Source organism: Niallia endozanthoxylica, from assembly GCF_008710145.1.
Classification (GTDB): domain Bacteria; phylum Bacillota; class Bacilli; order Bacillales; family Cytobacillaceae; genus Bacillus_BD; species Bacillus_BD endozanthoxylica.
Window position 1 is genome coordinate 1 of record NZ_VYKL01000036.1, and the last position, 12845, is coordinate 12845.

At 37.3% G+C, this 12845-nt stretch carries 8 protein-coding genes, 2 pseudogenes and 1 riboswitch; of the genes and pseudogenes, 3 read left to right on the forward strand and 7 right to left on the reverse strand.

From position 1 onward, the window contains the following. Positions 1–40: 40 nt before the first annotated feature. The 4 genes from F4V44_RS20765 to F4V44_RS20780 form a co-directional block, all read right to left on the reverse strand. Positions 41–637 carry a DUF6744 family protein gene (locus F4V44_RS20765; RefSeq protein WP_150441932.1) on the reverse strand — a complete coding sequence of 199 codons (597 nt, stop codon included), beginning with the start codon at positions 635–637 and terminating at the stop codon, positions 41–43. Positions 638–1032: 395 nt separating this feature from the next. Beyond that, the gene (locus tag F4V44_RS20770; RefSeq protein WP_150441933.1) at positions 1033–1677 is read right to left on the reverse strand and encodes a trimeric intracellular cation channel family protein; all 645 of its coding nucleotides are present in this window, start codon (positions 1675–1677) and stop codon (positions 1033–1035) included. A gap of 204 nt (positions 1678–1881) precedes the next feature. Continuing rightward, complete coding sequence (locus F4V44_RS20775) at positions 1882–3117, reverse strand: MFS transporter (protein ID WP_150441934.1); 1236 nt, start codon at positions 3115–3117, stop codon at positions 1882–1884. 39 nt (positions 3118–3156) lie between these two features. Continuing rightward, positions 3157–4374 (reverse strand): M20 metallopeptidase family protein, encoded by a 1218-nt coding sequence (locus F4V44_RS20780; RefSeq protein ID WP_150441935.1) that lies wholly within the window; start codon positions 4372–4374, stop codon positions 3157–3159. A gap of 146 nt (positions 4375–4520) precedes the next feature. Between F4V44_RS20780 and F4V44_RS20785 the strand changes: the two genes are divergently transcribed. The 3 genes and pseudogenes from F4V44_RS20785 to thiC all read left to right on the forward strand — a co-directional run. Further along, complete coding sequence (locus tag F4V44_RS20785) at positions 4521–6338, forward strand: helix-turn-helix domain-containing protein (protein WP_191090795.1); 1818 nt, start codon at positions 4521–4523, stop codon at positions 6336–6338. 1273 nt (positions 6339–7611) lie between these two features. Continuing rightward, a complete protein-coding gene (locus F4V44_RS20795) occupies positions 7612–7791 on the forward strand; it encodes a small acid-soluble spore protein H (protein ID WP_150441937.1) in 180 nt (59 codons plus the stop codon). Between the two features lie 314 nt (positions 7792–8105). Next, positions 8106–8220, forward strand: a riboswitch (TPP riboswitch). A gap of 151 nt (positions 8221–8371) precedes the next feature. Next, positions 8372–9760, forward strand: a pseudogene (thiC, locus tag F4V44_RS20800) (phosphomethylpyrimidine synthase ThiC); the annotation flags it as partial. A gap of 650 nt (positions 9761–10410) precedes the next feature. On the opposite strand, the gene F4V44_RS20805 reads toward thiC, so the two are convergent. The 3 genes and pseudogenes from F4V44_RS20805 to F4V44_RS27565 form a co-directional block, all read right to left on the reverse strand. Further along, positions 10411–11049: a hypothetical protein gene (locus F4V44_RS20805; protein WP_150441938.1), complete on the reverse strand. Its 639-nt coding sequence runs from the start codon at positions 11047–11049 to the stop codon at positions 10411–10413. A 49-nt stretch (positions 11050–11098) separates the two neighbouring features. After that, positions 11099–11962 (reverse strand): hypothetical protein, encoded by an 864-nt coding sequence (locus F4V44_RS20810; protein WP_150441939.1) that lies wholly within the window; start codon positions 11960–11962, stop codon positions 11099–11101. 109 nt (positions 11963–12071) lie between these two features. Continuing rightward, positions 12072–12845: pseudogene (locus tag F4V44_RS27565) on the reverse strand (hypothetical protein); the annotation flags it as partial.

Sequence of the window (12845 nt, forward strand, 5' to 3'; positions counted from 1 at the left end):
ATCCCTGCATTTCCTACTTTCGTAGTTATTGCAGAACAAGTCACACAACTCCTCCATGAGGACGGACTGCTGTGGGTGACATAGAATCAAGAATGTTTTTCACCATAATCCGTAATGTTTGGGCATCATAGTTTTTTGAATACGTTTCAAAAAGACCTTTGGCCTCATAAGCCAAACTTTTTGCTTTTTGTTCCCCTTCATCACTGCTACCGCTTGTAGTAATAGAGATCGTACCATCATCTTTATGGAATTCAATGATTGTAGCTGTCGAATTATATTCCAATGACTTCCCTTTCTTATTAACCTTCTCAATAACAATGTTCCGTTGGACCCTTTTATGGTCATAATAGACCTCCCTAATCAGGAAGTTCAGGAAGGTTGTCGGATCATTGGTAGGCACTTTCTTTTGTTTTTTCTGAATTTCTCCGGTCGCTCTCCTAAATGCATCAGAAATGCGAATGGGATTTGGCAGCCATTGGTGATCCACGTTGGCTTCATCAAATTTTTGTTTTAAATCTTCACGGGTGATTAATTGATTACTGATGGAATACCAAAAGAGATCCCCTAGCTTATTCTCTCCGCCTTGCTTTGAAGCAACAATACTTTGTTGTTTTAGTCCATCCATTACACTTGCCATTTCAACCTCTCCTTTTGGGTTTTTTATAAATAAAAAAAGACGATTATATCCCCTAAATGGGAAAACAATCGTCTTTTAATATATCAATCTTAAATTTTTTAATAGATTACAGGAAAATTAGGCATACTTCACCTAAGGCAAAGTCATGCTAGAATCATGTCTCATGGTGGGTATTCCACCGCAATTGCTGAAAATCCGCAAGAGCATTAAAGGGTTTTAAGCCGAATATTTTCAGACGTATCGAAACGAATGAAATCTGACGGTGACTTCGAAAACATGAAGTATAAATGGATTTAAAATACATTTTTATTATAGCATGGTTCAGAATATTTCCTCAATTAAACAAAAACAGATGTTTTTAATAGATTGTCAAGTACAGCTCCCCAAATACATTTTTACATATTTTCCGAACGACAAAGCCCACTTCGGTGCGATAGTACTCCCTTTATGGAACGAGAAGGTAATTTCCAGTTATAAAAAACAGTTAAAATTCTCAGAACAACAACTGTAATGAATAGTATATATAATTCCCATGATTCATTGAAGAGTCCTGTTCCGATTGATAGGCCTGCCAGCATTGCCCAAACACCGTAAATATCCGCATGCAATAGCAACGGTTTTCTTCTAGCTAATACATCACGAATCACTCCACCACCACTTCCAGTTAGAAGGGCAGCAACGACAACGGCGATGATTGGATGGTTCATTTCAGTCGCATAGAGAGCACCTTGTATAGCAAATGCAGCGAGCCCTATTGCGTCTGTATAAAGCTCCCATTTTCCCCACTGTTTTAAGGTGCGATTGGGAAAAATGAACACAATGGTCATTATAGCAATAGCCATTAGAAATAGGGGGCCTTGTTCCCATAAGGCGGATACAGGTACTCCTATTAAAAGATTACGAATCGCACCTCCACCAAAGGCTGTGGCTAACCCTAAAATATAAACTCCTAAAATATCATATTCTTCTTCCATCGCTACAATGGTGCCGCTTATCGCAAACGCAATCGTTCCGATAACATTTAAAATGTCCCACGTCAATCCTATGTCATCCTTTCTAAAGCCCTAAATAGAGCTTCGTGATTGTAAAATTCAAAATAAGCGAGGAAAATTTATAGCCTCTTTTCACTATTCATGACCTCATTTCCAATGTCATACAGAAACCACCTAAGAATGGGAGCATGGTTACCTTAAAAAAAGGCCAAAGCCATAGTTAAAGGCTTCGCCTTTTTCTGAACTCAATCATCAAACACTTTCTTTAATCGGCATATCCAAATTTTTCTTTGAGATAGAGGAGAGGCTAGTTGCCGCCAAAACGGTCAGAAAAGCGCAAACAATTAAATAGATAAAAGCCGCTGTATAAGATCCATTGAATTTTTCGATCAACAAGCCCATAGCGGTCGGAGCTAGTAGCGCTCCTAACATACCTCCAAGATTAATAAATCCGATAGAAGAACCGATGATGTTTTTCGAAAATACTTGGTGTGGCATAGCCATAATGATGGCGAATACCAGTCCATGGAAGGTTGTACATAATGCTTGATATGTAATGACCAATCCAACCGATGGCGCGTTGAATAACAAATATAAGAACAAAATGGCTAGAAGCGAAAATACTGGTGCATAGTACTTCTCCCTGCCGTTAAAATGCTTTTGATACAAGCGCCCTCCAATAATCATACCAATAGCTCCTGTTAGTGCCGGTACGGAAGTCAACATGCCCATGGCCAAAAGATTGAGACCTCTTACCTGCGTCAAATAAAGAGGCATCCACGAAATTAACCCCCAGATCAACGTACTCATTCCAAACCACATAATGGAGAGCTTCCATAGAGTTGGATTCTTCATCAATTTTTTAAAGGGAACTTTTTCTGTACTTTCTTTTTCATCACTTTCCACCTGCATGTTCTCTGGTTTCAAATAACGCCATAGAAGCCAAGCCATAACGATACCAAGGACGCCGATGGCAATAAAAACATTTCTCCAGCCGATCCAAATTAGTAAAGGGGTGGCAATCAAAGGAGCAATGACTCCTCCAAGGTGATTTGATGACATCATAATGGTTTGTGCACCGGACCGCTCTTTTTTAGGAAAGCTATCCGCTATCGCTTTAGAGCTTGCAGCTGGATAACCGCCTTCCCCCAGACCAAACAGAAAGCGTATCATGATCATCGAAATAAGTGATCCAGCAAACCCTGTTAAAACCGTAAAGATAGACCAAAAGATAATGGAAACAACTACAACCTTTCTCGATCCATATTTATCGGCCAGCCAGCCGCCGGGAACTTGCATTAACGCATAACCAGCGAAGAAACTACTGAGTACAACCCCAAGAGCTGCTGGACTTAGATCAAACTCTTTAGCAATCTCAACAATCGAGACATTCATAGCCATTCGATCAAGATAGGACAAACACCATCCTAAAAATAACAATGAAAGAATAATATGTTTCTTGTTCTTTCCTTTCGATAGATCATTCATAAAACCATTCTCCTTCCGAATACGGGTTAGTAAGCAAGATTAAACTGATTGGATGATTTCTTTATTTGAATCCTGTCTGCTTGGATTATTCAAGTAATCAAAGACAAGTGAAATAAACATTTTTCCGATTTGAAGCATACTGCGTTCATCAACATCAAATTTAGGATGATGATGAGGGTATGTTGCTTGAATCTCTTGATTCATTCCTCCTACTAGAAAGAAGGCTCCAGGTCGTTCAATGACATAGTAAGCAAAATCCTCCATAGCCATTTGTAAAGGAACTTCTGAAACATTTTCTTTTCCTGCAACCATTTCAGCTATTCTACTTACACGTTGAGCTTCCTGTGGATGGTTCCAAACGGAGGGATAGCCATATTCGTAAACTACTTCGCATTCTGCCCCTGCCATCTTACATGCCGATTCAGTAATATTTCTGATATTCTTCTCCGCTGATTCCCTTGCTTCCTTAGAAAAAGTTCGGACCGTTCCGGACAATATCGCTTGATCAGGGATAATATTATACCGATCTCCTCCTTGAAATGAACAGACGGTTACCACAGTTGGATCTGTGGTATTGATTCGGCTGGCTGCAATTTGCTGGAGATTCATGACAATTTGACTTCCCACAAGGACTGGGTCAATTGCAAGATGTGGCATAGAGCCGTGACCTCCTTTTCCTTTGATCCGAATTTCAAACTTGTCACCCGCAGCCATCAGGTACTCCTCTCTATATCCAATTTGTCCAACGGGAATAGTAGAAAGCACATGCGCTCCATAAACGACGTCGACCCCATCCAAACAACCGTCTTCAATCATCACTTTAGCCCCTCCGGGAATGACTTCTTCGGCAAACTGGTGAATGAACAGTACGTTCCCTGCGAGATCTTCCTTTACTTTACTAAGTGCATAGGCAGTCCCAAGAAGAGCAGCCGTATGAATATCATGACCGCAGGCATGCATGACACCAGGAATTTTGGATTTGTAAGGAACCTCTTTTTGATCCTCAATCGGAAGCGCATCAAAGTCGGCACGAAGTGCAACTGTTTTTCCAGGTTTTCCTCCCCGTAATAAAGCCGTAACTCCTCGGCCCCCCACTCCAGTTTTCACTTCTAAACCACAATCCGTTAAGAATTCCGCAGCCATCGCTGGGGTCTTTATCTCTTCAAACGACAATTCTGGATACATATGAAGATTCCGACGAATAGAAACCAGGTCTTCAAACTTATCCTCCAATTGTTTCCATGCAATGTTTATCATTACAATCTCCCCTTCCTATGAAAACGTTCTAAAAAATAACTTTTCCTAATTTACTAAATATTATAAAATATACAACAAATAAACAATGTGGAAATACACAGTGTTTTTCCGAAAAAAGTGTTAAGTTCAACATAGGGGGAAGAATAGTGAAAAACGAAACGCAGCTTCATCATATAGATACAGATGCATTACAGGTACAGCATGACATGGAAATACTTATGGAAAGCTTTCGTGTCATCACCTCAACTCTTGAGCTAGATGACGTACTTAAGAAAATCATGCATTACGCTAGTGATATTTTTAGAACTACTGACGCTGGGTTTATTCAACTTTTTGATGAACGCTCTAAGAAGTTAATAGTGAAGGCATATGTCGGCTTCAGTGAGCAAATCAGATCCTTCCAGATCAGTATCGGCGAGTCCATTGTCGGTAAGGTCTATAGAGACGGCTCTGTTAGATTAATTGGAACAACAAAGGAAATTTATGAAAGTATGGGAGATATAAGTGAAGAAAATTTGAATATTTTAAACGCTGCAGGGGCATCAGAAAGAACGATTAAATCTCTTTTATCTGTGCCTATTATGTTTGGAGATGAGCGAATCGGTGTCATGACCCTCCATCGCTTTGATAAGGAAGAATTACCTAGTGAAAGAGATCTTCTGCTTCTTCAAAGCTTTGCCTCTCACGTTGCCGCTGCTATTCATAATGCCCAGCTTCATGAAGAAGTTCAGAAAAACCTAGGTGAGGTTACTCATTTATTAACGAAGCTTGAAGAGACAAATGAGCTATTGCTACAAAGGACCGAAATACATAACCATCTAACACGATTATCAATAGAAAACAGAGGGTTGAAATCCATCATTACTGAAATAAACCATTTAATGGAAAGTTCGATTATTTATGCGGATTATCTCGAAGGAAAGTGTTACCCCGTCGATCATCTTTCTTTTGAAAAAGTAATTGCGGATCTTTTTGTCCTTTTTCGTTCTAAAACAAAACCAGCTTATGTATCCATTTCTGGTGATGTTGATCTATCCTGTTACGTATATCCCATCCGATCGGGATCAGTTTTTTTAGGATGCCTGATTATAGAGGGAACCGGTCCCTTATCTATGACTGATCGTTTAATCATTGAACAGGGTGCTCCTATCCTCGCTCTGGAAATTATGAAAATCAGATCCAGAACCGATATTTTATATCGAAGAACCTTTGAAAAATATCAAGAGTTCTTAAAAATCAAAAATCCCCTTCACGCCGAAATGGCCGCAAAGGATTTAGGCATTGATACTCGAAGCTTTATTCAAACCATTTTAATTGAATTGTATGGGAATTCCGATCCGCATGCTCTTGAAAATGATACCCAGTCCTTTTTAACTCGGCTCAATCAAATCTTATTAGTGGAAAACAGCCTTCTATTTAGCTACAACAACAAAATTATCATTTTTTCCACGACCAATCAGGAGAGCGAGCAATCTAGATTCATTAAAATGATTACAGACAGCATTGAACGGTGGAACACAAGATATACAGTATTGGCCCGAGCAGGAATCAGTACAGGACTTTACTATCCTGGGCAAGCGGAGGAGAATCATAACAAAGCCGAACAAGCCCTTCTTCACTTAAAAAGGCAAAATAAAAAAGGGGTCTTCTATTTTCATGAAATGGGAATCGGCCGTCTTTTTTTAAATCATCTCCCAAGTGAGATCGAATCATTTTTAGCTGAGACTTTTTCCCTTTTATGGACGGATCAGGGGAAATATAAAGAACTTCTGTATACCCTTATCAACTATGTCCATAATAACGGCTCCATGGTAGTAACTGCTAAAAATCTTCATATCCATCCGAACACTCTATACCACCGGATTAAAAGAATTGAGGACATATTGAAAGTAGACTTTGACAATTTTGAGGACTACCTAAAAGTTCAACTTGCAGTCTACCTTTATCATAGCTTTTATAAATGATACCAGAGGAAAAAAGAAGCTTCTTTCTTTTGAAAATTATCTTAGCATATTTTATCTTTTTATTTCACAGAAAAAATAGGATTTTTATAAGGAAGTAGAAAAAGAGTATTAAATGATTTATAACACCGTTCTATTTTCGAACGGTGTTTTGTGTGTTGAAAGTATTATAATTAAATGTATCTTTAAAATAATCTACAAATGTAGAACAATCTCGGAATATAGTTTCTACTAAATTACTTCTGATTTGCAGTAATCGGGCGCACGAATTGAACAAAGTTGTTCCAAAATTGAGGACCAGTTTATTAAAGCTCAAATTGGAGTTTTACCGTACCGGAGAAAGGAGTTAATATACTTGGTCATTCTTGCAGAAATTTCACGCGCGATATCTAGCGTATTACTTATTTTAAGTGCAGCTTTCTATTTGCGGCATTTGGAAAAAACTAAAAAGCAAAGAAAACTTTTAGCCTTTGAATTCACAATGTACATAATCATACAGGTTGCATATGGTCTCTTTGCAATCAGTTTACTAATTTCGGTATTTTATTAATTGATTATTGTGTTGGTGATTAGAGGTAAATATACCAGTTAGTGATTTTTTTCGTAATCGGGCGCATTCAGGGGTATGAGAAGAGTGTTTTAATAAAAAATAAACATCTGAAGCTACTACATGATTCAAGTCAAGGTTCATATTCATATAGGGAGCAAGATTGAAATAAAGGAATGGTTACGGAGCCATGAAAGAGCTACAGACTAGGGAATCATCTGTAGGTTTGTGCATGAAGAATAACATAGTTCTCAAGAAACTTATGCTAGCAACTAGGGCTTCTTTTCAATCCCACACTTCAATCAGACCGTAAGGTTGATAAGTGGTGGGTTATTGACATCTTCACGGGTAATCAATTGATTGCTGATGGAATACCAAAAGAGGTTCCCTAGCTTATTCTCTCCGCCTTGCTTTGAAGCAAGGCGGAGAGAATAAATTCAATGATTTTAAAATATGAAAAAGCCTAATTCCTCCATGTTTTTTATCGAGGAATTAGGCTGTTAATCTTCCATAAATGCGCCCGATTGCGGAATATTGAAAAATGCGAAAGAGATGCAAAATTGGCTCCTCAGTTCTTTTACTAAAGAACCCTTGTCTTATTTAAATCTATTATCTAATAGTTATGGAGAAAATCAGTTTGAACATGGAAGTAGTTTCAATTACAACAGGTATATCTAAGTTATTTGAAACAAATATTATAACTATTAAAGTCAAAAGGAGGTTTCTACAATGAATGCACAACGAGCACAAGAAATTGCTTCTTCGCCAATTATGGCTAATGTAACCTATAATGGAGAAGGCATTTACATTGAGCACGTGGATGAACAAAATGGAACAGCTACAATCCATTCCCTTGATGAACCAAATAATAAACAAAGTGTTTCTGTAACAAGCTTAAATGAACAATAATTTATCAAGTAATTCCCCGAAATAAACCTCCACCTTCGGGTGGTGGTTTCACGTTTAATTAAATCCAGTTGAATTCTCCTTCAACTATTCATCCCCTCTTCTTAACAATAAAATCAAAATCTCCTTCTGAAAAAGCCTTTTCAATAAATTGGTCCAATTCAAAAAGTACGCCTTCTTAATCTTAGGGAAGGCGCCTGATTATTGAAGAAGCTATTCTAATGATCATCTTTTCCCAGTCTCATCCCCTTAGCCTCATTTTTAAAATTTTCCTTTTATTTTAATGAAGTCTCATGTATACTAAAATCAAATTAAATAGAAATAACTAGGGGAGTCCAATAAGTTGGGCTGAGAAAGAAACACGTTGAAGTTTCTTGACTCTTAGGACCTGATCTGGTTCATACCAGCGTGGGGAAGTTAGAAGCGTCATTATAGTAATACTACTTCTGCATACATATTAGCCGGGTCCAACCATTTATTGGACACCGGCTTTTTTATGTACTTCATAAGCTTTTATAAGCTTTCCACTTGTTGTGTTCTATATCTTGTCCTTATATTCAAAAAGGAGAGATTTATTATGTCAATGTCAACATCTTCATTAAACGAACAAAGTATTTCCATCATGTCTAATTTTTCAGGTAGCAAAAAAGTATATGTAACAGGCTCTAGACCTGACATTAAAGTTCCAATGCGTGAAATCGAGTTAAGCCCGACAACTGGTACGTTTGGAGAAGAGGAAAATCCTCCAGTACGTGTGTATGACACCAGCGGACCTTATACAGACCCTGATTATTCTGTCGATATTACGAAAGGTCTTCCTACCCTTCGCAGTTCATGGATTCAAGAACGTGGCGATGTTGAGGAATATGATGGTCGTGAAATCAAGCCTGAGGATAATGGTTATAAAGATGAAAACGATCCTCGCACTAATCATAACGTGTTTCCTGGTTTAAAACGGAAACCGTTACGGGCCAAAAAAGGGAAAAATGTTACACAACTTCATTATGCAAGAAAAGGAATTATCACGCCTGAAATGGAATTTATCGCAATTAGAGAAAATATGAAACCTGAATTCGTACGGGATGAAATTGCAAAAGGTCGAGCGATTATTCCTTCTAATATCAACCATCCAGAATCAGAGCCTATGATAATAGGCCGCAACTTTCACGTGAAAATTAATGCGAATATTGGCAATTCTGCTGTTTCATCTTCTATCGAAGAAGAGGTTGAAAAAATGACCTGGGCAACACGCTGGGGCGCTGATAATATTATGGATTTATCAACCGGTAAAAATATCCATACAACACGGGAATGGATTATTCGTAACTCATCGGTTCCTGTCGGCACTGTCCCAATTTATCAGGCACTTGAAAAAGTAAATGGTGTTGCTGAAGATCTTACCTGGGAGGTTTACCGTGATACCTTAATTGAACAAGCAGAGCAAGGTGTTGATTACTTCACCATTCATGCTGGTGTTCTTTTGCGATATGTCCCGTTAACAGCTAAACGTTTAACAGGTATTGTATCTCGCGGTGGGTCTATCATGGCACAATGGTGTCTACACCACCACAAAGAAAGCTTTTTATACACTCACTTTGAAGAAATCTGTGAAATCATGAAATCCTATGATGTTGCATTCTCTTTAGGGGATGGTTTACGTCCTGGGTCTATTGCAGATGCGAATGATGAGGCACAGTTTGCAGAATTAGAGACTCTTGGAGAGCTAACAAAAGTTGCCTGGGAGCATGATGTACAGGTGATGATTGAAGGACCAGGGCACGTACCGATGCACCTAATTAAAGAAAATATGGATAAACAACTGGAAGTGTGTCAGGAAGCGCCATTCTACACACTTGGACCTCTTACGACTGATATTGCTCCTGGTTATGATCACATTACATCTGCTATTGGAGCTGCAATGATTGGTTGGTATGGGACAGCGATGCTTTGTTATGTAACGCCTAAAGAACATTTTTTCTGGAAATATGAATTTAATGAGCCTTGTTCTTTATACAAGTGCATTTACATTAATCATTTTTAGAACGAATATTTATCATTTAAGTCTTGATAAGTTTTTTAATTTAGATATTTTGTTTACAACAAATGAAAACAAAATAGGAAAAAACAAAACCATGCAACCCGAGTAAGAAAGATTGCTCAGTAACACTTAATCTTTTACCATTAATTAATTAATTAATTATGTCTATTAACATTAAAGTAATCCAATACAGTAATCCAAGGATATTGAGTAACACAAATAAATATAACAAAATTCTAGTAACCTTCAATGTCATTACTTCCTTTACCAATTGATGTAATTGTTGTTCATAGCAATTATATTCTAGAGTAACCTTAAAATTCTATTTAAGTGTATAATAAATTACCCTCACTAAAATTAGTGAAGGTAATTTATTATACTTACATTATTACAATTAATAACAATAAGAAAATGGACATTTATTCTTTTATTAAAAGAAACATTGTACTATTTATGGTACGGTTCCCCACCATTAATGCTAAACAACATCCTCAACAATCTAGCCCTGTAATTCAACAATTTAATAGTCGTTTTTAAACTTATTTATTGTTCATCAACAATAAAGGGCAATAACTAATTTGTTATTATCCATTCGATTCCAATACCCATTCAAATACTTTATCTCCATTCTCTTTGTATGTATAAAACTGAGGACGATCACTCAAAAGTTGTTCATCTGTAATCACCCTAATTCTCCTCAGTTTTCCGTCCTGTATAAATAAATCCAATGGCTTTAAATACTGAATTTTCTCTGTAACAATGATCATTCGATCGGTAAATGGTTTCCATTTCAATAACATTTGTAAATCCTTTGTATCTCCACGAGTACAGTAAACATACAAAAGATTACCATTGAGTTCCAATGCTCCTGTAAATGGCTTAGGGGCCGTACCAACATTCGCATTTTGATGTTTTAGTAAGTCGAATAGCCGAAAAAACATAAATCTGTTTAAAACATCCTCAATCCGATACTCCACCCAATAATTTGGAACAAATCCCGGAACAATTTTCTCTGCACTAGCCGGTCCAAGCGTATAGAATGGGACGTCCTGTCCATTTTTCCTAATGACATGTTTCATGATAAGATTAAAACTTTCCATTCGTCTTATTTGCGGTTTCTTTAGCTTAAATATCTGTTGCAGTTGATTCCCTTCAATTAAACCAACACTTGCTATCGCCTCTAACGCTTTTCTTTCTTTTCTGGAATTTGTCTCAAAAACCATTCCCGATCGCTGCTTAGAAAGCTCTCTAGATGGGATTCGCCTCCATTTATTAAAGCACCCTAATAATTCGTGCAGAAATGCGTTCCTTTTCTGCATCCACGCTTAATATCCGTACTAACACTTGATCTCCCTTTTGAACATTTTGAAACTTCAAGTGACGAGCAAGGGAATCTACCCCTTCCTCTAAATTAACGAAAATCCCGTACTCCTCAACTCCTGATATCGTACCAACGTATTCACCATTCTTTTTATACCTTTCTATGCATTCAAGGAAAGGATTTTCCATTAATGGTTTGGCTGAAACCTTTACTTCCTGTTTTTCCTTATCAATTTTCATCACTTGCACTTCAATTACTTCACCGGGTTCATAACAATCTCTTAAATCCTCAACCCAACCATAGGTCAATTCAAACACAGGGATATGCACGTCAATACCGCCAATATCACCGACAACATGTCCTGGCTCTACTTCCCTAATAACACAATAGATGTTGTAGCCTTCATCAATTTTTCTTAAAGTAATCTCAGCCATTTGCTCTTTTGCTTGTTTTCGGGATGCCACAAAAATCCCGGCTTCCTTATCAAAGTTTAATACTTTATACGCAACTTTTTTTCCGGTAAGAGCCCTAAATTGATTTAGTGCATTGGCATCTTCAATGTTAATTCCTGACTCCTTTAAAGGGATAATCCCTTTTATACCTGCACGACGAATAATTCCACAAAGTTCAGTTTTGTTGCTGCTTCCTATTCGAATATTCTCTATACCAACTAGAACGTCATTTAAAACAAGATCATTTTGATAGGCAGATTGAATATCTCTCCATCGCAGTCCTTCATCAACCTTTTTACTTTTTTTCAGTTTACTTGGATCAAATCCCTCAATTAGAATATCTCTCATTTCCTCTACTGCCATCTCTCCTATCCCCTTCCTTAAATTAATAAATTCCCTTCAAAAGTTTTATATTAATACGAAGATCTACGCTCATGGAGACCTTCGATAGACACAAAAGGTTCACAATGGCTTACCAGAAAGAGTCTAAATTGTGCTCGACTTCTTTTTGCTCTTTTTCTTCACCAATTACCGTGTTTACACGGTTATTATTACTGTTCTCGGCCTTTGAATTTTTTAATTTCTGATTAACTTCTTCCTTCTCATCAATATTGCTTTTATCTTTCATTACATCACTTACGTTAGTATCCGCTTTTTCAATTTTGTTGATTGTTCCTTTCGTATGTACATCGATATTAATAAAGTCATTAATATTGGCATTTATATCATCATTAGGTTGTGGATGTTTGTTAACAGTTGTATTGTCTGATTTACTATTCGATTTGAATGGAGTATCTGTATGCTGAATTTGATTGTTTTGATGGACTGCTACCAAAATAGATTCTAGGTGCTTCTCAGTTTCCCTAACGGATTGGATAGGATCAGATATTGTATCTAATTCTATTTTTTCTATGGTAGCGTTTCTTTTGAAGGGAATTGTGGATGTATTTAATTTAGGAGCTATCGGATCAACTTCTATTAATTGAGTTTCTTCTATCATTTCTAGGCCACTGTTAGTTGTTGCTGCTTTATTGTATTTATTTGAAGCCTGTTTAAAATTGCTATAAAGACGGTGAAATATATTTAAAGATTTGCTAACCTGTTCTTTTTTCTTTCGTCTTTTCCGTTCTTCTTTTGTTTCCCATTCCCTACGGTCCTTCCAATCTCTTGGTACGAAACTCCCGACAGCTTCTATCGGCTTCTGTGGAGTCCCATCCTTCATTAGTCTAGCGATATAGTGAAAGCG

What these genes read in the sequence shown, in the direction of transcription:
- F4V44_RS20765 (WP_150441932.1), bottom strand. Translation starts at nt 637, where the DNA reads ATGGCAAGTGTAATGGATGGACTAAAACAACAAAGTATTGTTGCTTCA.
- F4V44_RS20775 (WP_150441934.1), bottom strand. Translation starts at nt 3,117, where the DNA reads ATGAATGATCTATCGAAAGGAAAGAACAAGAAACATATTATTCTTTCA.
- F4V44_RS20780 (WP_150441935.1), bottom strand. Translation starts at nt 4,374, where the DNA reads ATGATAAACATTGCATGGAAACAATTGGAGGATAAGTTTGAAGACCTG.
- F4V44_RS20795 (WP_150441937.1), top strand. Translation starts at nt 7,612, where the DNA reads ATGAATGCACAACGAGCACAAGAAATTGCTTCTTCGCCAATTATGGCT.
- F4V44_RS20805 (WP_150441938.1), bottom strand. Translation starts at nt 11,049, where the DNA reads ATGGTTTTTGAGACAAATTCCAGAAAAGAAAGAAAAGCGTTAGAGGCG.
- F4V44_RS20810 (WP_150441939.1), bottom strand. Translation starts at nt 11,962, where the DNA reads ATGGCAGTAGAGGAAATGAGAGATATTCTAATTGAGGGATTTGATCCA.